24 protein-coding genes are annotated in these 24,586 nt (G+C 35.7%); 6 read left to right on the top strand and 18 right to left on the bottom strand.

Going from position 1 to position 24,586, the window contains the following annotated elements:
• Nucleotides 1-33: 33 nt before the first annotated feature.
• Both VK161_RS09955 and VK161_RS09950 read left to right on the top strand, forming a co-directional pair.
• Nucleotides 34-1,209, top strand: coding sequence for a hypothetical protein (locus VK161_RS09955; RefSeq protein WP_324214629.1), 1,176 nt, complete (start codon nucleotides 34-36; stop codon nucleotides 1,207-1,209).
• A gap of 8 nt (nucleotides 1,210-1,217) precedes the next feature.
• Nucleotides 1,218-2,264 (top strand): o-succinylbenzoate synthase, encoded by a 1,047-nt coding sequence (locus VK161_RS09950; RefSeq protein WP_324214628.1) that lies wholly within the window; start codon nucleotides 1,218-1,220, stop codon nucleotides 2,262-2,264.
• On the opposite strand, the gene VK161_RS09945 is transcribed toward VK161_RS09950, so the two are convergent.
• From VK161_RS09945 to VK161_RS09905, 9 genes are all read right to left on the bottom strand, one after another.
• Nucleotides 2,265-2,939: a hypothetical protein gene (locus VK161_RS09945; protein ID WP_324214627.1), complete on the bottom strand. Its 675-nt coding sequence runs from the start codon at nucleotides 2,937-2,939 to the stop codon at nucleotides 2,265-2,267.
• A gap of 1 nt (nucleotide 2,940) precedes the next feature.
• A complete protein-coding gene (locus VK161_RS09940; RefSeq protein ID WP_324214626.1) occupies nucleotides 2,941-3,711 on the bottom strand; it encodes a hypothetical protein in 771 nt (256 codons plus the stop codon).
• Between the two features lie 220 nt (nucleotides 3,712-3,931).
• Nucleotides 3,932-5,722: an acyl-CoA dehydrogenase family protein gene (locus VK161_RS09935; protein ID WP_324214625.1), complete on the bottom strand. Its 1,791-nt coding sequence runs from the start codon at nucleotides 5,720-5,722 to the stop codon at nucleotides 3,932-3,934.
• A 73-nt stretch (nucleotides 5,723-5,795) separates the two neighbouring features.
• Nucleotides 5,796-6,146, bottom strand: coding sequence for a four helix bundle protein (locus VK161_RS09930; protein WP_324214624.1), 351 nt, complete (start codon nucleotides 6,144-6,146; stop codon nucleotides 5,796-5,798).
• Nucleotides 6,147-6,216: 70 nt separating this feature from the next.
• A complete protein-coding gene (locus VK161_RS09925; protein ID WP_324214623.1) occupies nucleotides 6,217-7,398 on the bottom strand; it encodes an acetyl-CoA C-acyltransferase in 1,182 nt (393 codons plus the stop codon).
• Nucleotides 7,399-7,494: 96 nt separating this feature from the next.
• Nucleotides 7,495-9,885: a 3-hydroxyacyl-CoA dehydrogenase/enoyl-CoA hydratase family protein gene (locus VK161_RS09920; protein ID WP_324214622.1), complete on the bottom strand. Its 2,391-nt coding sequence runs from the start codon at nucleotides 9,883-9,885 to the stop codon at nucleotides 7,495-7,497.
• 189 nt (nucleotides 9,886-10,074) lie between these two features.
• The gene (locus VK161_RS09915) at nucleotides 10,075-10,506 is read right to left on the bottom strand and encodes a MarR family winged helix-turn-helix transcriptional regulator (RefSeq protein ID WP_324214621.1); all 432 of its coding nucleotides are present in this window, start codon (nucleotides 10,504-10,506) and stop codon (nucleotides 10,075-10,077) included.
• Nucleotides 10,507-10,876: 370 nt separating this feature from the next.
• Complete coding sequence (locus VK161_RS09910) at nucleotides 10,877-11,299, bottom strand: hypothetical protein (RefSeq protein WP_324214620.1); 423 nt, start codon at nucleotides 11,297-11,299, stop codon at nucleotides 10,877-10,879.
• An 82-nt stretch (nucleotides 11,300-11,381) separates the two neighbouring features.
• Nucleotides 11,382-12,209: a helix-turn-helix transcriptional regulator gene (locus tag VK161_RS09905; RefSeq protein WP_324214619.1), complete on the bottom strand. Its 828-nt coding sequence runs from the start codon at nucleotides 12,207-12,209 to the stop codon at nucleotides 11,382-11,384.
• A gap of 206 nt (nucleotides 12,210-12,415) precedes the next feature.
• Between VK161_RS09905 and VK161_RS09900 the strand changes: the two genes are divergently transcribed.
• Entirely contained in the window at nucleotides 12,416-13,228 is an 813-nt protein-coding gene (locus VK161_RS09900) for a hypothetical protein (RefSeq protein ID WP_324214618.1), read from the top strand.
• A gap of 321 nt (nucleotides 13,229-13,549) precedes the next feature.
• On the opposite strand, the gene VK161_RS09895 is transcribed toward VK161_RS09900, so the two are convergent.
• The 6 genes from VK161_RS09895 to VK161_RS09870 form a co-directional block, all read right to left on the bottom strand.
• Complete coding sequence (locus tag VK161_RS09895; RefSeq protein WP_324214617.1) at nucleotides 13,550-13,930, bottom strand: VOC family protein; 381 nt, start codon at nucleotides 13,928-13,930, stop codon at nucleotides 13,550-13,552.
• A gap of 159 nt (nucleotides 13,931-14,089) precedes the next feature.
• Entirely contained in the window at nucleotides 14,090-14,857 is a 768-nt protein-coding gene (locus VK161_RS09890; RefSeq protein ID WP_324214616.1) for an SDR family NAD(P)-dependent oxidoreductase, read from the bottom strand.
• Nucleotides 14,858-14,948: 91 nt separating this feature from the next.
• Nucleotides 14,949-15,881 carry a helix-turn-helix transcriptional regulator gene (locus VK161_RS09885; RefSeq protein WP_324214615.1) on the bottom strand — a complete coding sequence of 311 codons (933 nt, stop codon included), beginning with the start codon at nucleotides 15,879-15,881 and terminating at the stop codon, nucleotides 14,949-14,951.
• Between the two features lie 128 nt (nucleotides 15,882-16,009).
• A complete protein-coding gene (locus VK161_RS09880) occupies nucleotides 16,010-16,420 on the bottom strand; it encodes an OsmC family protein (protein WP_324214614.1) in 411 nt (136 codons plus the stop codon).
• Between the two features lie 85 nt (nucleotides 16,421-16,505).
• Nucleotides 16,506-17,135 carry an NADPH-dependent F420 reductase gene (locus tag VK161_RS09875; protein ID WP_324214613.1) on the bottom strand — a complete coding sequence of 210 codons (630 nt, stop codon included), beginning with the start codon at nucleotides 17,133-17,135 and terminating at the stop codon, nucleotides 16,506-16,508.
• 27 nt (nucleotides 17,136-17,162) lie between these two features.
• The gene (locus tag VK161_RS09870; RefSeq protein ID WP_324214612.1) at nucleotides 17,163-17,930 is read right to left on the bottom strand and encodes a type 1 glutamine amidotransferase domain-containing protein; all 768 of its coding nucleotides are present in this window, start codon (nucleotides 17,928-17,930) and stop codon (nucleotides 17,163-17,165) included.
• 93 nt (nucleotides 17,931-18,023) lie between these two features.
• Between VK161_RS09870 and VK161_RS09865 the strand changes: the two genes are divergently transcribed.
• A complete protein-coding gene (locus VK161_RS09865; protein WP_324214611.1) occupies nucleotides 18,024-18,371 on the top strand; it encodes a helix-turn-helix domain-containing protein in 348 nt (115 codons plus the stop codon).
• Nucleotides 18,372-18,418: 47 nt separating this feature from the next.
• Here the strand turns inward: VK161_RS09865 and VK161_RS09860 are convergent, their stop codons facing one another.
• From VK161_RS09860 to VK161_RS09850, 3 genes are all read right to left on the bottom strand, one after another.
• Nucleotides 18,419-18,811: a hypothetical protein gene (locus VK161_RS09860; protein ID WP_324214610.1), complete on the bottom strand. Its 393-nt coding sequence runs from the start codon at nucleotides 18,809-18,811 to the stop codon at nucleotides 18,419-18,421.
• A 112-nt stretch (nucleotides 18,812-18,923) separates the two neighbouring features.
• Complete coding sequence (locus VK161_RS09855) at nucleotides 18,924-19,973, bottom strand: proline iminopeptidase-family hydrolase (protein WP_324214609.1); 1,050 nt, start codon at nucleotides 19,971-19,973, stop codon at nucleotides 18,924-18,926.
• A gap of 74 nt (nucleotides 19,974-20,047) precedes the next feature.
• Nucleotides 20,048-21,826, bottom strand: a complete 1,779-nt coding sequence (locus VK161_RS09850) for a long-chain fatty acid--CoA ligase (protein WP_324214608.1) — start codon at nucleotides 21,824-21,826, stop codon at nucleotides 20,048-20,050.
• Between the two features lie 108 nt (nucleotides 21,827-21,934).
• Here VK161_RS09850 and VK161_RS09845 point away from each other — a divergent pair, with 108 nt between their 5' ends.
• Both VK161_RS09845 and VK161_RS09840 read left to right on the top strand, forming a co-directional pair.
• A complete protein-coding gene (locus tag VK161_RS09845; RefSeq protein ID WP_324214607.1) occupies nucleotides 21,935-23,875 on the top strand; it encodes an LTA synthase family protein in 1,941 nt (646 codons plus the stop codon).
• A complete protein-coding gene (locus VK161_RS09840; RefSeq protein ID WP_324214606.1) occupies nucleotides 23,872-24,441 on the top strand; it encodes a dual specificity protein phosphatase family protein in 570 nt (189 codons plus the stop codon). The genes VK161_RS09845 and VK161_RS09840 overlap by 4 nt, the downstream gene beginning before the upstream one ends.
• Nucleotides 24,442-24,586: the final 145 nt, after the last annotated feature.

Here is a 24,586-nt window from a genome sequence, read left to right as displayed (position 1 = left end):
ACTCTAATTGTTATCTACACTTTAAAAATTAAAATGAAATTAATTAGAATTTTACTGTTTTTACTTCCATTTGTGTCCATTTCCCAATCCAAGGAAGGTTATTGGGACAGTGTTCGCATTACATCAGAAACCATTTCAGTCAACTCAAGTGAAAAGAAAATTATAAAAACCGCTAATTTTCCAGAAGGAACAACAGAAGTGGTGTTTAGGGTAACTGTCCTCGATGATAATCAACAGCTTTCCAGTAGTTTGGTTTCACTTCTAAAAGCCATTCCTGATCCAACCGGAATAAGTCAAGGTTCGGCTGGTGCCGTTTTTCTAGTTTCTAAAATAGCAGGCGAGGACAAATGCAAGTTCTCTGTTTTTTCTTCTGCTATTGATACTGAAAATTTTGTAAAAACTGGAAAATCGAACAATGCGATTTACACCCAAAATACTCCTGTTAATAAAGATGCTAAATTATTTACAACAGAATCGGATAATTTCTGGTTTGTGTTTGAAAGCAACAATTGGATTCTAAAAGAAAAAATTGCACTTGAGGTTGTGCCGTGGGTAGATCATAAATTAAGTCGAGGTTGGAATTCAGACACCAAAAAAGAGTTAATTTCACTACTCGAAAAGCAAAAAGTAACGGCTTCGTTAAAGAAAAAAGACGAATTTTTCGCCTTGTTTTTAGATGATTTCAGTAAAAAATACACGTATAAAGAATACAAACAATTACTTCAAGTAGAAAAATCTAATGCGCTGGAAATCTGTACAGAAAATTCATTAAAAAAATCAGGAGAAGTAGAAAAATTATATAATGCTATTCGTGATAAATCACGTGATCTTTTTCAACAAGGAAAAACCAATGAAGCGATTGATGTCATCGCCACCGAAATGATTGAAAAGAAAAGAGCGACGTACAAAGATTTCGGAATCCTAGGAGATTATTATCTGCTTTCAAAACAATTTACTAAAGCTGAAGAAGCTTATCAAAACGGATTGAAATTAAAACCTTCAGAGATCAATTTTCAACTCAACCTTGCTCACGTGTATTTGTTTACTGAACGTGTCTCAGAAGCCAAAGAAATATATAAAAAATACGCCAACCAAACGCTGTTCACAGGTAAAACATGGAAAGAGCAAGTGAAAGCCGATTTTGAGAATTTTGAGCAACGTGGATTTCCAAAACAAAACTACAAGAAAATTCTTCGAATGATTGAATAAATCAGGCAATGAAAGCTACTTACTACAAATACATTCTCACTTTTAAAAAGCCTTCAGGAACGTCACGCGGTGTGATGATGGAGAAAGAAACCTGGTTTATTGTTTTGGAAGAAAACGGTAAAAAAGGAATAGGTGAGTGCGGAATTCTTCGAACGCTAAGTGTTGATGATCGACCCGATTACGAAGAAAAATTACATTGGACGTGCCAAAACATTCATTTAGGGAAAAACAAGCTATGGGAAAGTTTAATCGAATTTCCGTCGATTCAATTTGGAGTTGAAATGGCATTTTTGTCGTTAGAAAGTGAAAATCCATTTGTTTTATTTCCATCTGAATATACAAAAGGCGTAAAGTCAATCGTAATTAATGGTTTGGTTTGGATGGGTGAAGAGTCGTTCATGAAACAGCAAATCGAAGACAAACTAGCGCAAGGTTTTAGCTGTATTAAACTTAAAATTGGAGCCATTGATTTTCAAAAAGAACTCGACTTATTGAACTTCATCCGTAGTAATTTTGATGAAAACACCATCGAAATCAGAGTGGATGCAAACGGCGCTTTTTCTGAAAATGAAGCTTTAGATAAACTCAATCAATTGGCTGGTTTTAAGTTGCATAGTATCGAGCAGCCAATTGCTAAAAGCCATACTGACACTATGTCAGAGTTGTGTAAAATCACTCCTTTTCCGATTGCTTTGGATGAAGAACTTATTGGCGTGTTTTCTTTAGAAGATAAAAAACAATTACTTCAAAAAATTCGACCACAATACATCATTTTAAAGCCTAGTTTGGTTGGAGGTTTTAGAGGAACAAAAGAGTGGATTGATCTTGCAGCACAATTGAATATTGGTTGGTGGATTACTTCGGCTTTAGAAAGCAATATTGGATTGAATGCTATTGCTCAATTTACTTTTTTACAAAACAATCCAATGCCACAAGGTTTGGGTACAGGAAGTTTGTACACCAACAATTTTGATTGTCCGTTAGAAGTTGAAAACGGAAACTTATGGTATCGAAACAATAAAAAATGGCAAGACGGTATTTTCGAGTTACTCTAATTACTTACTCGCTTTAATATTGGTAAAAAAATACGTAATAGCTTTTGTTTTCAGCGCTTCTTTATTGATCGTATTACTTTCAAATTCTAAAAACAGGTAATAGCTATCTTGTTTAAAACAAAAGGCATAACCATTAAAAAGCGAATTGTTTTTATTTACAGTATAAGTAATGGTTTTTAAGTCTTCACCTTCCATTACAACCGATTTTAAATCTGAACCACGTTTTAAACTTTTAAAAACAGCATCTGTATTTTCTTTACTTTCAAAATCGTGAATAAATACCGTTAGGTTTTCAGGAGTTTTAAATGCCAATTTCAGTGAGTCGTCATAGTTTTTCTGCAAATACCACTCTTTAGCAATTTTTATTTTAGTTTCAATATCGAGGCTTACTAAAGTATCTTTTTCAAGTTTTTTTACTTGATACAATTTTCTTTCACTTTCTGAAACGCTATCCAATTGTTTGTACGACAAATACAAAAATTGATTCGATTTAGTGCTAATTTGTTCCTCTCTCAATGCTCTGACATAATCGTAATCAACATTTGGCAATGGATTCGAGTTGTAATTGGATTTTTGGTTGTTCATATTAGAACAAGTATACATCAACCTTCCCACCATGAAAAGAGTGATGCAAACACTGAGCATGATTTTCCATGCAGGTCTATCTTCGCTCATACTATCTTAAATCAGCCGATGTAAGGTTTAGATCGGTTATTTTTTTTCCACTACTGTCTAAGTAAATGTACTTCACTTTTGAGATTCCATAATTTCTCATGCCTTGTACCAAGGTTCTAAAATCTGGACTTCTCAAAATGGATTCTTTCATTATGCCTTTTGCTTCTTCACTTTTTAAAAGTTCGGCGTAATCTTCACCAACTTCAACTGAATACACCAACTCGTTTGTTCCATTGATGTCAATTTTAGTAATTTTTGTTCCTTCTTCTTTATTTTCAATTGGAAGACTTTGATTCATAATTGCCAACATCTCTTTCAATTGTGGAGATAATGAAGATGAGCTACTACTAAGATCTGCAGTTGGTTTTTTAGCTTTGAGGAACTCGTCTAATTTTTTCTTATCTACTTCAACCGAAGCAATTTCGCGATTGTTGTCAGCATAAATTCCAATGAAAAAAGTGATGCCTTCCTCGATTAAGTCTTTTGTAGTTTCATCTTTGGTAAAAATGCCCGACATTAAGTTAGGAACAAATTGTGAATAAAGCGCTTGATTATCTGGACTATACTCTAAGTTGGTTTCAAATCGAATTTCAATATTGTTGTTTTCAATTAACTTTGCTGATGTAGCCGTAACCACATTATTCGTATAAAATTGTGCTGAATTATTATAGGAAGTCACAAAGTCATTTGCTTTTTGCTGCGCATTTTTACAACTGATAAGTAGTAATTGGAATAAAACGATAATCAGGATTTTAATTGATTTCTTTTTCATAGTTCTAGTTTTTTTAAGAGTTTAGATTTGTAATTTTAAAGAAAATCAATTCAATCACAAATAGTTTAATTTTTCAAATATAAAAATTTAAACTATTGATGGAAATTTTATTCCAATAAATTCAAAATAGTAAACGCTACTAAAATGCAATTTTAAAAGGCATAAAAACAAAAAAACCACTCGTACTACGAATGGTTTTTCTTAATTAACATAACTAAAATTAAAAACAGTAACTATTTTCAGCGACTAACTTCGCGGTTATAGTTTCTCTTAAACCAACAATATTGGGCATGTTGGTATATTTTGTAAAGCGTCGTAATCCCATAAGCATCATGCGTTGTTCATCGCCTTCAGCAAACGAAATGATACTTTCCTTTCCTTTTTGAGTCACCACATCCACAGCTTTATATAAATACAATTTAGCCATGGCGATTTGCTCGTTCACATTACTTTCACCTTGTTTTTTAGCCATTTTTTCAGTACGCAATAATGTACTTTCAGCCATATAGATTTCAATTAACATATCAGCAGCAGCAGTCAATAATTGTTGATGACCTTCTAAATCAGGACCGTATTTTTGTACCGCTCCACCTGCAACCATCAAAAATGCTTTTTTCAATTTGCCAATCATTTCTTTTTCTTCAGAAAATAATTCAGAATAATCAGGTGTGTCAAACGATGGAATTCCCATTAATTCTTCTTGCACTTTTGTAGCTGGTCCTAATAAATCAACATGACCTTTGAAGGCTTTTTTGATTAACATTCCCACGGATAGCATACGGTTGATTTCGTTCGTACCTTCGTAAATACGAGCAATACGAGCATCACGCCAAGCGCTTTCCATTGGAGTATCTTCCGAGAATCCCATTCCGCCATAAATTTGAATTCCTTCATCGGCACAATTTTGAACGTCTTCCGAAACGGCTACTTTTAAAATAGAACATTCAATAGCAAATTCTTCAACACCTTTCAATTCGGCTTCTTGATGCGAAGTTCCTTCTGCTTCACGGATTTTAATACGGTTTTCAATGTCTTTTGCAGCACGATACGTTGCACTTTCACCAGCATAACAACTGGTTGCCATTTCAGCTAATTTGTAACGAATGGCGCCAAAACTTGAAATTGGCACATCAAATTGGTAGCGTTCGTTAGCGTAATTGATCGCGTTTGAAGTAACTCTACGTTGCGCATCCAAACAAGCTGCGGCCAATTTAATACGACCTACGTTTAAAGCATTCATGGCAATTTTAAAACCATTTCCTCTTTCAGACAACATGTTTTCAATTGGAACTTTAGTATCGGCAAAAAACACTTGACGAGTTGAAGAAGCACGAATTCCTAACTTATGTTCTTCTTCGTTCATGGTGATCCCGTTGCTTGGGTCGTTTTCTACTATGAAACCAGTAATGTTTTTATCGTCTTCAATTCGGGCAAAAACGATGAAAAGCGAACAAAAACCAGCATTGGAAATCCACATTTTTTGTCCCGTGATTTTATAATGCGTTCCATCTTCCGATAAAACTGCTTTGGTTTTTCCAGAATTTGCATCCGATCCAGCGCCCGGTTCTGTCAAACAATACGCGCCAAACCATTCGCCCGAAGCCAATTTCGGAACGTATTTTTGTTTTTGTTCTTCGGTTCCATACAATGTAATTGGCATGGTTCCGATTCCGGTGTGTGCTCCAAAAGCCGTTGAAAACGAACCCGTTGCACCCGAGATGTAATCACATACCAAGCATGTGTCTACAAATCCCATTCCCATTCCGCCGTAGGCTTCAGGAACAGCAACACTCAAAAAGCCCATTTCTCCAGCTTTGCGCATCATTTCTTCTGTAAAAGCGTAGTCTTTGTGTTCAAAACGGTCTTTATTGGGCCAAATTTCTTTGTCGACAAATTCTTTCACCGAATCGCGCATCATGATTTGTTCTTCTGAGAAATCTTCGGGTGTAAAGACGTTCTCACATTTGGTTTCTTTTACGAGGAATTGTCCTCCACGAGTGATATCTTCCATGATATTGTTATTTTAAATTTTGAATTTATTTTTTAAAGAAAGAGGAAAGACCGCTGCGCTGAAAGAAGAAAGACTACTTCAGTTTGGCAATAAATCCTGCAATCATCTTTTGAAGTTCTATTATTTTGTTCTCTAATTCAATCGTTTTTCTTGTTTCAATATAATTGTTCATGTTGGCAATTAAAAGTTGTGTCTGCAATTCGAAAGAAGATCCGAGGCTTATATTTAGAAAATGGATAAAATGAGTATTTCCTCTATTTGAACCTTCAGCAATATTAGAAGGAATGGATACTGATTCACGATTCATTTGACTGACCAAACCATACATTTCATTTTTAGGAAATCCCAAACAAATTTTATGTATTTCTTCTGTAATTTCCATTGATAAACTCCATATTCTTAGATTTTTAAAATTGTGATTCATGGCATATAATTATTTTGATTGGTTTGTATTATTTTTTTCTCTCTCTTCTTTCAGCGCAGCGGTCTTTCTTCTAAATCAACTCAAAAACTCCCGCGCTTCCTTGTCCAGTTCCCACACACATACTCACAATTCCGTATTTGGCTTTACGCAAACGCATTTCGTCAAATAATTGCACTGATAATTTCGCTCCAGTACAACCTAGTGGATGACCTAATGCAATCGCACCACCGTTTACATTTACGATTTCGGGATTCAACCCTAATTCGCGAACTACTGCCAATGATTGTGACGCAAAAGCTTCATTCAATTCAATTAAATCAATATCATTTAATGTCAATCCTGCTTGTTGTAAGGCTTTCGGAATGGCTTTCACTGGCCCAATTCCCATGATTCGTGGTTCGACACCAGCCGAAGCGAAGTTTACTAAACGTGCGATAGGAATAATGTTTAATTCTTTTACCAATTCTTCGCTCATAATTAACACAAAAGCGGCGCCATCACTCATTTGAGATGAATTTCCAGCAGTTACACTTCCATCTGCCGCAAAAACTGGTTTTAATTTGGATAAAGCTTCTTTGTTGGTATCAGCTCTCGGACCTTCATCTTTATTAACTACATACGATTTCGTTTCTTTTTTACCGTTTTCGTTGAGGAACGTTTGTTCTACTGTAATAGGTACAATTTGTTTGTCGAATTTACCTTCTGCTTGCGCTTTCAACGCTTTTTGATGCGAATGGAAAGCAAACTCATCTTGGTCTTCACGAGAAACATTGAATTGCTTAGCCACAGCTTCTGCGGTTAATCCCATTCCCCAATAGTAGTCTTCGTTTCCTTCTTTCGCAACAGCGTAATCAGGTGTTGGTTTGTAGCCGCCCATCGGAATAAAACTCATGCTTTCGGCACCACCCGCAATGATGCAATGCGCCATTCCACTTTGAATTTTTGCTGTTGCCATTCCGATGGTTTCCAATCCTGATGCGCAATATCGATTGACAGTTACACCTGGAACATCAGTTACTTTCAATCCCATAAGAGAAATCAAACGACCTACATTTAGACCTTGTTCGGCTTCAGGCATGGCGTTTCCAACCATTACGTCGTCGATTCTTTTCTTATCAAAATCAGGAAGCTGAGCCATCATGTACTCAATAGTTTCTGCTGCTAATTCGTCGGGACGTTTGAAACGAAAAACCCCTTTAGGTGCTTTACCGACCGCAGTTCTGAATCCTTGTACTATATATGCTGTTTTCATTTTTTCTATTTTAAATTTTAAATTATGAATTTTAAATTGGGTTTATTTTAGATGATTGAGAATCATTTAAAATTTAGAATTTATAATTCAAAATAATTAATTACGTAGCGGTTTCCCTTTCGTTAACATAAACTGAATGCGTTCCAATGTTTTTCTTTCGGTACACAAACTAAGAAACGCTTCGCGCTCGATGTCTAATAAGTATTGTTCGCTTACTAGTGTAGGTTCAGATAAATCGCCACCCGCCATAACGTAGGCTAGTTTGTTAGCAATTTTTTTGTCGTGTTCAGAGATGTATTTTCCGGCTTCCATTTGGTCGGTTCCCACTAAGAACATTCCCAATGCTTGTTTTCCTAATACTTTTACATCTTTACGTTGGATGGGTTTGGTGTAACCTTGTTCCGCCATTTGTAGAGCGATTTGTTTGGCTACTGCAATTTGTCGGTCTTTATTCACTACCACAATGTCTTTGCCTTTTTGTAAAACACCCATATCAAAAGCTTCATACGCAGATGTTGCCACTTTTGCCATACCGATGGTGAGGAAATATTCTTGTAATACATTCAACTCCACATCATTTTTATGGAACAAATCAGATGCACGAAGCGCCATTTCTTTGGATCCACCGCCACCTGGAATTACTCCAACACCAAATTCCACTAAACCAATATAAGTTTCTGCTGCAGCCACCACGCGATCAGCATGCATGGTCATTTCGCAACCGCCACCCAATGTCATTCCGTGTGGAGCCACAATTACCGGAGTAGAAGAGTAGCGCACACGCATCATCGTATCTTGGAAGTACTTGATGGCCATGTTTAGTTCTTCGTATTCTTGCTCGACTGCCATCATGAAAATCATTCCGATGTTGGCACCAACTGAGAAATTAGCAGCTTGATTTCCGATAACTAATCCGTTGTATTCTTTTTCAGATAAATCGATGGCTTTGTTGATGGCAGCTAAAACGTCGCCACCAATGGTATTCATTTTTGATTGGAATTCGAGGTTTAAGATTCCGTCTCCCAAATCGTGTATCACCGCGCCACTGTTACTCCATACTTTTTTGCTTTCGCGTATGTTATTTAGGATGATGAAGGCATCTTGTCCTGGCACTTTTTCTTGTGATTTAGAAGGAATGTTGTAAAAATAAGTAGCACCTTCTTTTACACTATAAAAACTTGAATTTCCTGAAGCAATCATTTCGGTTACCCAACTTGCTGGTTCATAACCTTCTGATTTCATCAATTCGATTCCTTTTTCAACTCCAATGGCATCCCAAATTTCGAACGGACCATTTTCCCAGCCAAAACCGGCTTTCATGGCATCGTCAATTTTGTAGAATTCGTCAGTAATTTCGGGAACTCTGTTCGAGCAATACGCAAACATCGCCGAGAAATTTTTACGGTAAAAATCGCCCGCTTTGTCCTTTCCTTTTACCAAAACTTTAAAACGATCGATAGGTTTGTCGATGGTTTTAGTTAACTCTAATGTGGCAAAAGACGCTTTTTTTGCTGCTCTGTATTCTAATGTATCTAAATCTAATGATAAAATGTCTTTCCCTTCTTTTTTGTAGAAACCTTGGCCAGTTTTGCTTCCCAGCCATTTGTTTTCCATCATTTTGGAGATGAAATCAGGTAGTTTGAACAAATCGTGTGCTTCGTCATTTGGGCAGTTTTCGTATAAACCATTGGCAACGTGCACCAAAGTATCCAATCCCACAACATCAACCGTACGGAATGTAGCCGATTTTGGTCGGCCAATTACTGGACCAGTTAGTTTATCCACTTCTTCAATGGTCAATCCCATTTCTTTTACTAAATGGAACAAACTTTGAATACCGAAAATTCCGATTCTATTTCCGATGAATGCGGGAGTGTCTTTAGCAACAACTGATGTTTTTCCGAGAAAACGCGAACCGTAATCCGTTAAGAAATCCAAAACGTCTTTACTGGTTTGTGGGCCCGGAATGATTTCGAATAATTTCAAATAACGAGCTGGGTTGAAGAAGTGCGTTCCACAGAAATGCTTTTGGAAATCCTCGCTTCGGCCTTCGCTCATGAATTTAATTGGTATTCCAGAAGTGTTAGAAGTAACTATTGTACCTGGCGTTCTGAATTTGTCAATTTGTTCGAAAACCAATTTCTTGATGTCCAAACGCTCCACAACTACTTCGATGATCCAATCGCATGAAGCAATTTTTGGCATATCATCCGTTGTATTTCCTGTTGTAATTCGGTTGGCGAATTTTTGGCTGTAAATGGGTGACGGATTCGATTTTAAGGCATTTGCTAAATGATCATTCACAAGGCGATTGCGAACCACTTTACTTTCGAGCGTTAACCCTTTCTTTTCTTCGGCTTCGGTAAGTGCATTCGGAACGATATCCAAAAGCAAAACTTCTAGGCCAATGTTAGCAAAATGACATGCTATTCCTGAGCCCATGATTCCAGAGCCTACAACTGCCACTTTTTTAATTGTTCTTTTCATTTTTTTTTAGATGAAAGAAGAAAGACCGCTGCGCTGCAAGAGGCAAGACTAACTTTCTTCATGTTTATATTTTAGGTTCTTTAACTATTTTTTTCTCGTTTACTTCTTTCGTTTCGGCTCAGACTCAGTTCAGCGAGGCAATCTTGCAATGAAATGGTCTTTATTCTTTCAGCGAAGCGGTCTTTCTTCTTAAAAAATCTTCTTCTCCGCAATCAAGTCATTAATTACTTCGGCCACTTCCATAAAATGTTTCAGCTTTTCTTCTGAAATGTTTTGTTTAACTATTTCATTAAATTTTAACACGGTGTTGCGTGATTGTTCTCTCATTTGTTTTCCTAAATCGGTCAAATAAATCAGTACACCACGACCATCTTCAGGATTTTTTTGGCGCGTAATGAGTCCTTTTTCTTCTAATGTTTTTAAGGTTCGTGTCAAACTAGTTGGTTCCATTCCCATTCGATTACTAATGTAGGTAGATGGAGTTCCTTCTTCTTTGTCTATACTTAATAAAGCAAAACCAATTGCCATCGAGCCATCAAATTTGGATGCTTCTTCGTTGTACATTCGGGAAACGGCTTGCCATGTGGCGCGTAACGTATAATCTATAGTTTTTTCTTTCATTAATTACGATAACGTTTTAGTTTCGAAAATCAAAGATATAAAAAATTTATTATGCACGCATACTATTTTAAAAAATTTTATGCGCGCATAGTATTTTTTTTAGAAGTTAGTGTATATGGATTGTGATAATGGTAATTGAAAAAGTATTCAATTAGGCAATTGATGCAAAAAAAAGTGCCGCAACTTACAAGAAATTACGACACAATCAAAAGTAGTCAACAATTAAACTTTTGTTAGGGTTTGGGGGAAATACATTATTTTGGGGAATAATCAAAATTAACAATCATAGCGTAGGTTAATTAGGGTTTGGGGCAAAAAGGGTACGACGTTAATTTATTTTTGGTTTAGTTGTTGTTTGCTAACTGTAAGACTACTGTTTTTTAATTCTTCGAATTCTTTTCAATTCAGATTCCATCCACATTGAATCATCATCAATGTTGTTCAAATAAATCTTACAAGTTGATAATGTCAGTAGGAGACAAGCTAAAATTGTAATTAAAACAGTTGGTTTTTTTGAGCTTTTCGAGAAGAACTCACTATTATTAGCCAGTTGATAACTATAGAATGATCCGTTGCTAATGAATGAATAACCAATGTTGTTCATGGAATTACCTAGACTCTTTTGTTCAGGTAACACCATAGAATAGGTCAGCTTTTCTTGAGGATTGATAGTATCATCAACTACATTTTGACTTTCGGTTGTATTCACTTTGGTAGGTGCAACTTGTGAACACGATGTAGTTAGGAATCCAGCTATCACTACAGCTAGAAAAGATTTTTTTAATTGCTTCATACTTTTAATCTTTTTATTGGTTGACGAAGCAAATCTATAACCTAATTATTTCTAGAAATTATGAATTTCCATCAAATGCTTATTAATTTAAATTTCTTGAGTTTTCTAGAAGTTGTTTGGCACTAAAACCTGTTTTTTTCTTGATGAACTGAGCAAAGTTGGTTGAATAATTAAAACCTAAATCGTAGGCTATCTCTTTGATGGAATTGGTTTCGCAGAAAATCATTCGCTTAGCTTCCAGTAATAAACGATCGTGTATGAGTTGTAACGGAGTTTGCCCGAAGTGTTCTTTAGTAATGAGCGATAATTTGTTCTCAGCAATATTTAGTTTATTGGAATAACTGGAAACGGTATGCCATTCTTTGTAATTTTTTTCCAACAAACTCATAAATTCAATGTGAATTCCCTTTGATGCGATATCTTTTGTTTGCGAAAAATTCAACAAAAAACAAACAAATGAATTCAGTTGATGGGCAAGAATGCTTTTGTAGTTCTGTTGCTTACTTACGGCAATAGATTTCATAAAACCAATGAACCGCTCCGTTTCAAGATAGAGGTTTTGGTCGTTTTCAAATAAAATAGTTTCGCTTATAGTGGCTAATTTTCCCGCAAGTACATTATCGCTGATGGATTCATAAGTAAACTGAACGATTTGTCCCTTTGTGGTGTCGTTTCGTTTTAATAAATGCACTTGTTTAGGTAAAACTATATAGCAACTGTAATCCTTAAGGTCAATTTCTCCAAAATCAACCCATTGTTTACCTCCGCCTTTCTCGCACAAAATGATTTCTAAATAATCATGACGATGCTTTTTGTGAAAGTCGTAAGGATTTTGATACGCAATATCTTCAAAAACAACAATTTGGCTTTTGAGTGAATGCAACGGTAATTTTTCTAATTGGTCTGACATACTATATAAATTTAGATGCCTTAGAAAATTGGGTAACAGAATTAGGCTAATTTAAGAATTTATTTTTATTATCCAAAATCCATTTGTAGAATTAGTCCTGTGTCTTGTTCTTACTTGTCTTGTTCTTACTAACGGTCAATCAAAGTGTACTTTTCCCTTTTTCTTTGTAATAAACTAATTTTTCTATTTTTGTCAAAAAACCAAACATGAATCTAATTCTGAACCGTTCGATCATTATAAAATCTATGATTGCTGGAATAGCCATTCTAAGCCTTAAAAATTTTGTGTTTAAAAACTTGTCAGTTTACGGACAGGATTTTCACGATTTAATAGAGTTGTCCGATATTACCATCATATTTACAGGTGCTTTTTTTGTATTCGGACTGCTTTTGGCTGCAACCATGTCTGATTTTAAGGAAAGCGAACGAATTCCGGGTGAAATAGCCTCTAACTTGGAAGCGATAAAAGATTGGATTTATTTGTCCTTTAAAGCTCCACGAACTGGAACAACAGATTTATGCAAAGAAGAACTCAATAAAGAGTATTTGCGAAATGAATTAATTACTATTACCGATGGAATTATTTCGTGGATTTACAGTAAGGCTAAAGATTCGAGTGTGATTTTCCCATTGATACGAAAGTCGAATGAAATTGCCTACTATTTTGCCGAGCGAGGTGTAGATAAAGAAGCCATCAAAGGAATCCAAGAAAATACCAATGCGATGCGTAAACAACTAACTCGTGCGTATTCTATTTCGCGGAATAATTTCGTCCGACCTGCCTATATTTTGCTTCAAAGCATCTTATTCATAGTAATGACTTTATTGCTCATTACTAAATTCAAAACCACTGCAGCCGATTATTTTGTGACATCAACAATTACCTTTTTATTCTGCTATTTGTACCTTTTAATTGTAGGCTTGGATGATCCATTTGACATTTCATCAGGCGAAATAGATGTTGATTTAAAACCGATTGACCGCTTTAGACAACGATTGGTGTCCGATTTTTTGGTGTGATTCTAATCCAATCCAATAGAAATAGTATTGATTTTTGGGCGTTACCCAAAGGGTCGGGCTTTCCGTTTCAATCTTTTGCTTTAAAAAAGCAAAAGGATTTCCACTTCAATCCCTAACGCAAAACGCATAGCGTGAGTTTACAAGCATTTATATCACTGTAGATACTGTAGACTATACGATTATGGAAAGTTCGCTAACTGTTTTATCAAAAACTGTGATTTTAAATTGTATCACAAGGATACCAATCACAAAGTTTTGCATTGGATTTATATGCTCACAATCCTACAGTCTTACAATCCTACAGTCTTACAGTCCAAAAATCTAATTCATCGAATGAAACCCAATTGGATTGCCTTCGGTATCCATAGCTATCGCGCAGAAACCGTGTTCGCCAATCGGGAATTTTTCTTGTAATACAGTTCCACCTGCATCAGCTACTCGAGAAAGTTCAACTGAACAATCGTCACAGGTAAAATACACTAAAGTTCCGCCACCTCCAGGTTCCATATCTTTCATTTTACACAAAGCACCACTTATGTTTCTTCCGCCATCTTCCCACGGAAAACACAACATTTGTAAATCGCTAAAATCACCCGGAGCTTCCATTGGCATCATGGTGATTTGAAATACAGTTTCATAAAATTTTTGGGCACGTGCCATATCCGACACATAAATTTCGACCCAAGTAAAAGGATTTTTCATGTTTTTATTGATTAAATGATTGTTTTTCAAATTTAAAAAAATGTTCTTAAAACAAAAACTTAAGTGGAATAACAATCGATTTCAAATAAAAAACTACATCATTTGATGATGTAGTTTTTTATTTTTTGATGGTTTTATGCATCTAAATTTTTGGTGAATTTATATATTAAATCCACCTGAAACTTCCAATCGTTGCGCATTGACCCACTTTGAATCGTCGCTGCACAAAAAGGCAACTACCGAACCAATATCATCTGGTAATCCAACTCTTCCTAAAGCAGTATTTGATGAAAGCATGTTGTTCAAATCTTTGTTGTCTCGTACTGCGCCACCACCAAAATCAGTTTCAATGGCTCCAGGAGCAACAGTGTTGACTCTAATTTTTCTCGATCCTAATTCTAATGCTTGATAACGACTCAACGATTCAATAGCGGCTTTCATGATAGCATAAGCTGCATATCCATTAAAACTAAAACGTGCCAATCCTGAAGAAATGTTGACAATACTAGCACCATCTTCAATAAGCGGTAATAATTTCTGAGTAAGGAAGAAAGCGCTTTTTAAATGAATGTTCACCATACTGTCAAATTGTTCGATGGTAGTTTCTGCAAACGAAGCGTGAATTCCAGTTCCGGCATTATTGACTAAAGCGGCAATAGTTGTAGCTTGAAATTCATTTTTTAGTGTAGTTGAAAGAGTTGAAGTGAATTGATCAAAAGAGTTGGCGTCAGCTACATCAAGTTGAATTGCGTACCCTTTTTTGCCGTTATTTTTAATTTCATTCACCACTTCTTGTGCTAATTCGTTTTTGGTTTGATAAGTTACGATTACATCAAAACCTTTTTTTGCTAATTGTATTGCCATGTCTTTTCCAAGTCCACGACTTCCGCCTGTTACTAAGGCAATTTTGTTTACTGTAGTTGTCATTTTTTTATGAATTAATTACAGTACAAAATTGGGTGATTCGTCTCAGATGATTGTTGCGATATTCAAAGTGTTGTTTGCAAAAATCAAATAATTAGTTTTCTCTGAAATGTAAAGGTGATTGATTGGTTTGCTTTTTAAAAAAATTGGAAAAATGAGCCACTTCGTCAAAGCCGAGGCAATTTGCAATTTCAGAAACGTTCCAATCGGTTTGTTTTAGGAGAATTTTGGCTTCTTGAGTAATTCGGCTACTAATAATTTCGGTAGTAGTTTTTCCGGTGACTTCTTTCAGCACTTTATTCAAATGGTTGACATGAACTCTCAAATTCTCTGCGTATTGTTTGGCAGTACGTAATTGCAGTTCTTGTTGGATGGATTCAATTGGGAATTGTCTTTCTAGTAATTCTATAAAAAGCGATGAAATTCTTGAAGTAGCGTTATGTTTTCCTTTTGTACCTTCAATGGGTTTTAGTTTTTGTCCTGTGTGAATGAGCTCGGTGACGTAGTTGCGCAACAAGTCGTATTTGAAAGCGTAGTCCGAATCAATTTCAGAGCTCATTTTTAAAAAAATCTGTTCGATCGCATCAAATTGTTCGTCGTTAATCTGAAAAACAAAATCACTTTGACTACTGAAAATGGGCAACGAATCTAGGTGTAAAGCCGTTTTGGATTTGTGCATAAAGTCGGCAGTAAATATGCAAAAATAGCCCGATTGATTTTCGTTTTGTGGAGTGTATCGGTACGGAATTCGAGGAGAGGCGAATAAAATCCCTTTCTCTTTAATTTCAATTTCCTTATCGGCATATTCCACCCAATTATGTCCGTTGATGAGACTTATCTTATAGTAGGTTCTTCGGTTGTAGGGCATAACAAGTTTGCCTTTACAAGCACTATTCATTTCGGCAATATTAAATACATTGAAATGACCAATGTTGTTATTGTTTTGTTCGCTGAAGAACAATTCAGTTAATTCGCATTTATCATCGAATATTTCTCTGTAGAATTCGTTTATTGAAATGGTTGTCATTTTGTAAAAATCAAATAGTTTACAAAGATAACAAATTCGGCTGAAAGTAGTAATTATAAAAAAACCACGAGAATTTCTCGTGGTGTAATCAATTTTCTATACTCTATGTTCCCTTTTCTTAATGAAAACTAATTCAAAGTATATTCAACTGTTATTTTCGTATCTAATAACTTCGAAATTGGGCAATTGGCTTCCGCGTCTTTTACCAATTCTGCAAATTTCTCCTCAGAAATTCCATCAATTTTGGCGCTTAACGTCAAGTTCGATTCGGTGATTTTTCCTTCTTCCAAAACGATTACACCTTTGGTTTTGAGTTCTTCTGCAGCAAAACCTTCGGCTTGTAAGTTGAAGGCTAATTTCATTGTAAAACAACCTGCGTGTGCTGCGGCTATTAGTTCCTCTGGATTTGTTCCGATTCCGTCTTCAAACCGAGATCCAAAAGAGTATTGTGTTTCGTTCAATACACCACTTTGCGTGGTCAAATTTCCTTTTCCGTCTTTTCCTGTACCGCTCCAAACGGCTGTTGCATTTCGTTTCATACCTAAAATTATTTAATTTCCATAAAATTACAAATCAAAAAATGGTTTTGTATTAGGGTTTTGTTAAATGTTGTAGTATTCCATTTTATTTTTCAAGATACGCCCAAACAAAGTTCGGATGATGTCCGTTTTTACGCACCATTTTCACCCACAACAACGTAAGGTGTTCCAGATGCAATGCTTGATCGAGTAAACCTGTATCTAAAGTTTCAAAACCAAGATCTGTGATGAGTTGTTGCACTTGATTTTTGGCTTTTGCATCGTTGCCCGCAATCATCATCACAGGTTTTACATTGTAATTTGGGAAAGAGTTATCGATGAAGTTTTCAAAACCATATATTGTAAATGCTTTTACCACTTTGGCATCGGGCGCCCATTCTTGTACTTTCTCACTTCCCGAAATTTCGCTTTTTAATCCGTGTGAAATTCCTGCACCCACCGGATTTGTGCAATCAACCAATGTTTTCCCTTCAAATTGAAGCGATTGCAAAACTTCTTGATTGGCTTGAAAAGGAGTAGCTAAAAACACAATTTCACTTTGTTTGACCGCATTTTCAACAGAAGTAAACCGATCTTCTCCAATGCGAGTTGCCAAGCTAATATTAGTATCACTCAGCGGGAATTGAGCACCAATAAGTACTGTGTGATTTGCTTTAATTAGTCGTTGTGCCAGAGTTCCACCCACATTTCCCGAACCAATAATTGCTATTTTCATGTGTTTCTAATTTTTAATAGTAAAGGCTTATGATTGTGTTAAAAGTGCAACTACTAATTCTGCAGCATCCGCACCCGAATTTTGTTGTTGTCCAGTAATTAAATTACCGTCAGCTATGGCATACGAACTAAAGGGTGCAGCTACTTTAAAATTAGTGTCAGTTATTTTTTTAGCTTCATCTTCAATTCGATACGGTTGAATTTTCATACCAACGGCTTGATCTGCAAAATCTTCCTCCGAATTCGCAAAGCCTGTCCATGTTTTACCTTTTACAATCAATTCGCCATTTGATTTTTTTGCTTCCAATAATAAGGTTGTTGAATGGCAAACGGCTGCAGTTGGTTTTCCCGATTCATAAAAATTAGCAAACAATTTTTGAAGTTCATCATTTCCTTTAAACGTATACATTGGAGCTTGTCCACCAACTAAAAAGATAGCATCATAATCGGTTGCAGAAATTTGATTAATTGGCAAGGTATTTTTAACCATTTCTAAAAAGGCAGTTTGTTGAAGATAGCCCAATGATATGACATCGTGAGCAGAATATCCGCTTTCATCCGTTGGGTTGGAATAAGCGTCCATTTCGATTGTTCCACCTTCAGTTGATGCCAACACTACATCAAAACCAGCTTCTTGAAATACACGAAGCGGATGGGTTAATTCGGCTGCCCAATAACCAATGGGCCAACCCGTTTGAGTTGATATAGTTGGTGAGCTGGCTACCATAAGAATTTTTCCTTTGGATGGAGCACCATGAAAGTGAATGTAGCGATTGATTTCTTTAGTGTTTTTCATAATTAGTCGTATTATTTTTCAACAAAATTAAATTAGCTTTGTATAAAAGACAACAACCACGTACTTTTGTAAGTAACTAACAAAAATGTAAGTATGCCCGATTTTGTTAAAGACAACCACTTGTTTCACAATCCAGTAGAGTTTGTGATGAGTAAAATAGGAGGAACCTATAAAATGCCTATTTTATGGAGGCTAAAAGATAAGAAATGGCGTTTTGGCGAACTTCAGAAAAGTCTCTCTCATGCGTCTGATCGAATGCTATCAAAAGCGCTGAAAGAATTGGTAGATGATGGTTTTGTAACTAAAGAGGTTTTTCCTGAAGTTCCTCCTAAGGTAGAGTATACCATAACTGAAAGAGGTTTAAAATCGATTGCAATTATTGATGCATTGCGGGTTTATGGCTTTGATTTGATGCAGGAATTTGGCATCAATCAAAAATAAAAACCACGAGAAATTCCCGTGGTTTCAAAGTATAAAGGTTAGGTTGGTTATTTCATTTTTCCATTAATAAATCCTATGACTGCTCCCACAATAGCACCACAAACCAACATCAAAACAATGTCTAATGCAATCATTTTCATTGGTGGTTCCAATTCCATACTGTGGCCAAAGAAGTTGCTGAATAAACCTAAAAATAAGGCGATAATGGCACCGCCTTTTGCTCCACCCACAGCGGTTGAAATACTTGCCAAATTCGTAAATATATACGATACGAAAAATCCAAATGTCATGCATCCTAGAAAGATGAACAACATATTCATCTGACTCTCATCTCCCATAGGAAAACTTTCTTTAAAAAGAGTTCCCCACAAAAGCCAGCCTAAAAGATAATCTACAATTCCGCCGACAATTCCGCCAACAATAAAGTTTTTTACATTCATAATTATTAGATTTTATTGGTTATTGAAATAAAAGTACTAAAAATTAAGAATTGTTTAATGTTGATGTCAAATAATTATTAACTATTAAATAAGATAAATTGTTTATAACCAATTATTTAGAAAAATTTCCGCTGTCAACATCTTTTAGAAACTGTATAACACCCGGAAAATAATGTTCTTGATCGTCGTATTGAGAACAATGACTGCCGTTCGGACAAAACAAAAAGCGTCCGTTTTGAACTTCTTTGGAAATCCATTCCATATGTTTTGGATCCATAGTGTCGTGTTGCGCTCCAATAACTAGAGTAGGTAAGGTAAGAGTTTTCAATTGTGCCGTAATATCCCAGTTTTTCAAAGTCGCATCTCCAGTGATTCCAAATTCACTTGGACCTTGCATGTACACATACACATTTGGATTCAGATGTTTGAATGCTCGGTTAATCGATTCTGGCCATTGATCAATGGGTTTTCTTAGAATGTGCTCAGTATAGTAATATTTAAAGAGTAATTCAGTATACTTCGGGTTAGTGTAGTCTTTATTTTTTTCAAAGGTTTTAATTTGGTCAAAAACATCTTTGGGTAATTTAGGTCCGAGTACTTCTTCGGCGTATTTATTGTAAGCAGGAGCACTTGCCATCATATTGGAAATGATCAAGCCTTTCATGTTTTTTTGGTGTTTCAGTGCATATTCCATCGCTAAAATTCCGCCCCAAGATTGCCCTAACAAATAAAAGTTGGTGTTATCTAGTTTTAGTGCTTTGCGAACTTGTTCTACTTCGTCTACAAATCGCTCAATCGTCCATAATCGGTTGTCATTCGGTTGATCGCTGTAATACGAACCCAATTGATCGTAGTATATATACTCAATGCTTTCATTCGGGAAAAAACCATCAAAACTCTCAAAGAATTCATGAGTTCCACCTGGTCCACCGTGAAGTAATAGCACTTTTATTTTGGGATTATTTCCAACGCGTTTTGTCCAAACATTGAATGTACCGTGTGGTGTAGTAATCGGAATCATTTTAATTCCGCCTGTAGCCTGATCATCAGCATTGGTGTAATTGAAGTAGTTTTCTTTTATGGAATCCACTTCTTTATTTTCTTTACAACTTGAAAAAACAACTAAAGTAATGGCAAAAATGAGTATTGATTTTAGTTTCATGTTTTGGATTTTAGTTTAGTTTTCAATTACAGTTAGAGTCACAGTCGCAGTTTTTGGTTTTCAGTATACAGAAATTAATCGTTTCTATAAATCTTATCGTATATGTCTTTGTATTTTTCACGAACTACTTTTCGCTTCAATTTAAGAGTAGGAGTGAGTTCGCCGCCGTCAATACTCCAAATATTCGGAGTCAATTCAAATCGTTTGATTTTTTCCCAGTTTCCAAATTTTTCGTTGGCCGTATCCACTTCTTCTTGAATGCGTTTAATGACTTCTGGGTTGGATGCAATTTCTTCGTTCAAATCGCCCACATCCACATGATGACGTTTGGCCCATTCTCTGACAAAATCAAAATTCGGCTGAATGAACGCAGCAGGCATTTTTTCACCATCGCCAATCACCATTATTTGTTCAATAAAAAGCGATTGTTTCATCTGGTTTTCAATCAATTGTGGTGCAATGTATTTTCCTCCTGAAGTTTTGAACATCTCTTTTTTTCTGTCTGTAATTTTAAGGAAACCTTCGGCATCAATTTCGCCTATATCTCCCGTATGAAAATAACCATCTTTGATTACTTCATCGGTAAGTTGTTGGTCTTTGTAATAGCCCATCATAACGTTCGGACCTTTACATAAAATTTCGCCGTCTTCAGCAATTTTTACATCTACATTGTTGATGACTTTACCCACAGTTCCGACTTTGAAACCTTTGTTTCTTACATCATTTACTGAAATTACGGGCGAAGTTTCGGTCAAACCATAGCCTTCCATTACGGGCATTCTGGCAGCAGCAAAAACGCGAGTCAAACGGGTTTGTAAAGCGGCACTTCCCGAAACCATTACGGTTAAATTGCCACCCAAACCTTCTTGCCATTTGCTGAAAATTAATTTTCGAGCAATTTTTAATTGGGTTTCGTACCAAAATCCGTTGGCACCATACGGTTCATATTTCAGGCCAAGTTCAATAGCCCAAAAGAATAATTTCTTTTTAATTCCGGTAAGTTCAGCGCCTTTAGCGTAAATTTTATCGTATACTTTTTCCAACAAACGCGGTACAACCGAAAATACTGTAGGTTTTACTTCTTTAATGTTGTCCGATAATTTTTCGATGCTTTCGGCAAAGTAAATTGATACCGAATAGTATTGATAGATGTATAAAATAACACGTTCAAATATGTGGCAAATCGGTAAGAAACTCAGTGCGCGACTGGTTCCTTCTTCAAATGGAATGCGTGGTGAACTGTCCAATACGTTGGAAACGATGTTGTTGTGCGATAACATTACGCCTTTTGGTTTTCCGGTAGTTCCAGAAGTGTAAATTATGGTAGCTAATTCTTCGGGTAACACATTGTTTTTTCGATCTTCAACAACGTCTTGATTGCTTTTGTCTGATCCAGAAGCAAGTACTTCTTTCCAATTTTTGCAACTTTTGATTTCGTCAAACGAATAGACTTCTTTTAAAAGCGGTACGTTTTTTTGAATGGATTGTAATTTTTTAAGCACTACATCGTCCGAAACAAAACAATATACCGATTCGGAGTGGTTTAAAATATATTCATAATCTTCTGCCGAAATGGTTGGGTAAATAGGAACGGTTTGCGCTCCTACTTGCAACACTCCAATATCCATAATGTTCCATTCGGTTCTATTAGAAGAGGAAATGATGGCAATTTTATCGTTTTTTTGAACTCCCATTCGAAGCAAAGCTCTCGAAATGGCATTGGCTTGGTCAATGTAGTCTTGGGTAGAAGTTTTCACCCATTCGCCATTGTATTTGGTTACCAAACAGTCGGAAATATTATTTTTCTCTAATTGGTAGTAGGGAAAATCAAAAAGTCGTGTGATTTTTGTCATTATCGCATTTTATTTGTTGCAAATTAATTAATAAAAAACAGATTAACAATTATTTTAAGAATTATAGTTGCTGAATTTAGTAGTTTTGCCAAAATTCTTTTTCACTACATGAAGAAATTCCTGCGCATCGATGAGTATAAAGTCTTGTTACTGAGAATAGGATTAGCGTATCTGTTTTATACCATTGCCCGTTTACTTTTTTATTTTTATAACGACGATTTGTTGCAAGTTAGCTCGTTTTCCTATTTTTTAAAGTTGTGTTACCACGGATTGACCTTTGATACTTCGGCTATTTTATACGTCAATTTGCTTTTCATCTTAGTGAGTATTTTACCCTTGGTTAAAAACACTTCGAGAGGTTTTCAAAAAGGACTTTTCTATTTGTATTTCATCACAAATTTACTTGCCTTCTCCACCAATTTTATCGATTTTATTTACTATAAACACAGTCTAGCTCGAACCACCTTGGCTGCGATGAATGTAATTGAAAACGAAACGAATAAAGCCACCTTGTTTCTCAGTTTTATAGTCGATTATTGGCACGTTTTTGTGTTGTTTTTTGCATTGTCTTTCCTTTGGGTGTTTTTGTATAAAAAAATCCGATTTAAAGAAGACATTCCACAAAATAAGATTGCTTATTTCGGGTTTTCAACAGTAGCTTTTGTTGCATTTGGATTGTTGATTGTAGCAGGAATTCGTGGTGGTGATTTGAGTAAATCTACTCGACCAATCAATTTATTGGATGCTAGTCGACACGTAAAAAATAACGTTCATGCAGATATTGTACTGAACACGCCATTTGCCATCATCCGCACCCTTTTTAGTAATAATTTCAAAAAAGTAGAATTCCCAGAAGTGACCGAACAAGTCATCGCCGAAAAAATTCAACCGATTAAATTTTACGATAACAATCCAGAGTCAAAACCCAATGTGGTTTTAATCATTTTGGAAAGTTACGGAAGAGAATACTGTGGTGCGTTCAACAAAGACATGAACATTAAAAACTATAAAAGTCACACCCCATTTATTGATTCATTAGCTCAACACAGTTTGATTTTTACGAACGCTTACGCGAATGGCAGACAGTCGATTCACGGAATGTCGTCAATAATAGCTGGAATTCCTACCTATAAAGATGCGTTCACTTCTTCACCTTATCCGAAGCAAAAAATTGAATCGTTGGTTTCTACTTTGGAAAGTAAAGGCTATACTACTTCTTTTTTTCATGGTGCGGCCAATGGATCAATGGGATTTTTAGGATTCAGCAATATACTAGGAATTGACAATTATTACGGTAGAACGGAATACAACAACGACGCCGATTTTGATGGTTTTTGGGGCATTTGGGACGAACCGTTTTTGCAGTTCATGAAATCGACTTTAGACCAGCAAAAAATACCTTTTTTCTCAACTGTTTTCACCGTTTCTTCTCACGAGCCGTACATCGTTCCCGAAAAATACAAAGACAAGTTCAAAGAAGGCGACATCATCATGCACAAATGCGTTGAATATACTGATTATGCTTTAAAACGCTTTTTTGAAGAAGCCAAAAAATCTTCTTGGTACGAAAACACCATCTTTGTAATGGTGGCTGATCACGGAAATCAAGTATTTTACAACGAATACTACCAAACCTTGAATCGTTTTGCCGTTCCGATTTTGTTTTACAAACCCAACAGTGAATACGTTGGAGTGAATAACGAATTGGCACAACAAATCGATATTTATCCGACACTATTAGACATGATTGGTTACAATAAACCTTTCAGAAGTTGGGGCAGAAGTTTGGTGGATAAAAAGAAGAAAACCCAGCCTTTTGTTGTCAATTCGATGGGAAATGTGCATCATTATTCAAAAGGAAATTATACTTGTGTTTTCGATGGAAAGCAAGTAATCGGATTTTATGACATCAAAGACAAAGCATTGGAACACAATTTGATTAAGAATAGAAATGCTGAAATGGACGAATTGGAATTGGAGTCAAAAGCATTTTACCAAGATTACATGAATCGGGTGATTGATAAAAAACTAACAACACAACTGAAATGAGTACAAAAAAGAAAATTCTATTAGGTGTTTTTTTAATCGTTCTTGCTGGCGTAGGAAAGTATGTCTATGACATGCACATCAATCATAATTTTGAGACTATAACCGAAGGGAAAGTGTATAAAAGTGGTGTAATTCCACCTGATGAAATTGCTGATTACGTAAAAGAATACAACATCAAAAGTATTGTTGATTTGCGTTTTCCTGGAACGGGCGACGATGTCAATAATCCAGAAATTCCTGCCGAATTAACAGCCGAAAAAGAAGCGATTGCTAAATTAAAAGGAGTAAATTATTTTAATAATGGTTCGGATCAAATTCCGACCCAAAAAAACTTAGATTACTTTTTCAAGATCATGGATAATCCCGATAATTACCCAGTTTTATTGCATTGCTATCACGGTGTGGGTCGAGCAGAAATGTATTCGGCTATTTACCGAATAGAATACGAAAACTGGGATAAAAACGACGCACGTTTAGCCACAAGAGTTTTTGTAAAGTTCAGCTCATTTGACATCGGAAAGCCTAAAGGTGATTACTTGATGAACTATCAAAAGCAGAGAAAATAAATTATAAATGTCCTTTTAGTAGGACATTTTTTTGGTGCATATACAAGATGTTTTATTAAAGACACGTCGAATGGTATTTCTTCATCTTAATTACACAATCCTAAAGTCTAACAATCTTATAGTCTTACAGTCTCAAAGTCTTATA

Origin of the sequence: Flavobacterium sp. (assembly GCF_035299245.1) — a bacterium.
Classification (GTDB): domain Bacteria; phylum Bacteroidota; class Bacteroidia; order Flavobacteriales; family Flavobacteriaceae; genus Flavobacterium.
This window is presented reverse-complemented; position numbering and strand designations above follow the sequence as displayed.

What these genes read in the sequence shown, in the direction of transcription:
- VK161_RS09955 (WP_324214629.1), top strand. Translation starts at nt 34, where the DNA reads ATGAAATTAATTAGAATTTTACTGTTTTTACTTCCATTTGTGTCCATT.
- VK161_RS09950 (WP_324214628.1), top strand. Translation starts at nt 1,218, where the DNA reads ATGAAAGCTACTTACTACAAATACATTCTCACTTTTAAAAAGCCTTCA.
- VK161_RS09945 (WP_324214627.1), bottom strand. Translation starts at nt 2,939, where the DNA reads ATGAGCGAAGATAGACCTGCATGGAAAATCATGCTCAGTGTTTGCATC.
- VK161_RS09940 (WP_324214626.1), bottom strand. Translation starts at nt 3,711, where the DNA reads ATGAAAAAGAAATCAATTAAAATCCTGATTATCGTTTTATTCCAATTA.
- VK161_RS09935 (WP_324214625.1), bottom strand. Translation starts at nt 5,722, where the DNA reads ATGGAAGATATCACTCGTGGAGGACAATTCCTCGTAAAAGAAACCAAA.
- VK161_RS09930 (WP_324214624.1), bottom strand. Translation starts at nt 6,146, where the DNA reads ATGAATCACAATTTTAAAAATCTAAGAATATGGAGTTTATCAATGGAA.
- VK161_RS09925 (WP_324214623.1), bottom strand. Translation starts at nt 7,398, where the DNA reads ATGAAAACAGCATATATAGTACAAGGATTCAGAACTGCGGTCGGTAAA.
- VK161_RS09920 (WP_324214622.1), bottom strand. Translation starts at nt 9,885, where the DNA reads ATGAAAAGAACAATTAAAAAAGTGGCAGTTGTAGGCTCTGGAATCATG.
- VK161_RS09915 (WP_324214621.1), bottom strand. Translation starts at nt 10,506, where the DNA reads ATGAAAGAAAAAACTATAGATTATACGTTACGCGCCACATGGCAAGCC.
- VK161_RS09910 (WP_324214620.1), bottom strand. Translation starts at nt 11,299, where the DNA reads ATGAAGCAATTAAAAAAATCTTTTCTAGCTGTAGTGATAGCTGGATTC.
- VK161_RS09905 (WP_324214619.1), bottom strand. Translation starts at nt 12,209, where the DNA reads ATGTCAGACCAATTAGAAAAATTACCGTTGCATTCACTCAAAAGCCAA.
- VK161_RS09900 (WP_324214618.1), top strand. Translation starts at nt 12,416, where the DNA reads ATGAATCTAATTCTGAACCGTTCGATCATTATAAAATCTATGATTGCT.
- VK161_RS09895 (WP_324214617.1), bottom strand. Translation starts at nt 13,930, where the DNA reads ATGAAAAATCCTTTTACTTGGGTCGAAATTTATGTGTCGGATATGGCA.
- VK161_RS09890 (WP_324214616.1), bottom strand. Translation starts at nt 14,857, where the DNA reads ATGACAACTACAGTAAACAAAATTGCCTTAGTAACAGGCGGAAGTCGT.
- VK161_RS09885 (WP_324214615.1), bottom strand. Translation starts at nt 15,881, where the DNA reads ATGACAACCATTTCAATAAACGAATTCTACAGAGAAATATTCGATGAT.
- VK161_RS09880 (WP_324214614.1), bottom strand. Translation starts at nt 16,420, where the DNA reads ATGAAACGAAATGCAACAGCCGTTTGGAGCGGTACAGGAAAAGACGGA.
- VK161_RS09875 (WP_324214613.1), bottom strand. Translation starts at nt 17,135, where the DNA reads ATGAAAATAGCAATTATTGGTTCGGGAAATGTGGGTGGAACTCTGGCA.
- VK161_RS09870 (WP_324214612.1), bottom strand. Translation starts at nt 17,930, where the DNA reads ATGAAAAACACTAAAGAAATCAATCGCTACATTCACTTTCATGGTGCT.
- VK161_RS09865 (WP_324214611.1), top strand. Translation starts at nt 18,024, where the DNA reads ATGCCCGATTTTGTTAAAGACAACCACTTGTTTCACAATCCAGTAGAG.
- VK161_RS09860 (WP_324214610.1), bottom strand. Translation starts at nt 18,811, where the DNA reads ATGAATGTAAAAAACTTTATTGTTGGCGGAATTGTCGGCGGAATTGTA.
- VK161_RS09855 (WP_324214609.1), bottom strand. Translation starts at nt 19,973, where the DNA reads ATGAAACTAAAATCAATACTCATTTTTGCCATTACTTTAGTTGTTTTT.
- VK161_RS09850 (WP_324214608.1), bottom strand. Translation starts at nt 21,826, where the DNA reads ATGACAAAAATCACACGACTTTTTGATTTTCCCTACTACCAATTAGAG.
- VK161_RS09845 (WP_324214607.1), top strand. Translation starts at nt 21,935, where the DNA reads ATGAAGAAATTCCTGCGCATCGATGAGTATAAAGTCTTGTTACTGAGA.
- VK161_RS09840 (WP_324214606.1), top strand. Translation starts at nt 23,872, where the DNA reads ATGAGTACAAAAAAGAAAATTCTATTAGGTGTTTTTTTAATCGTTCTT.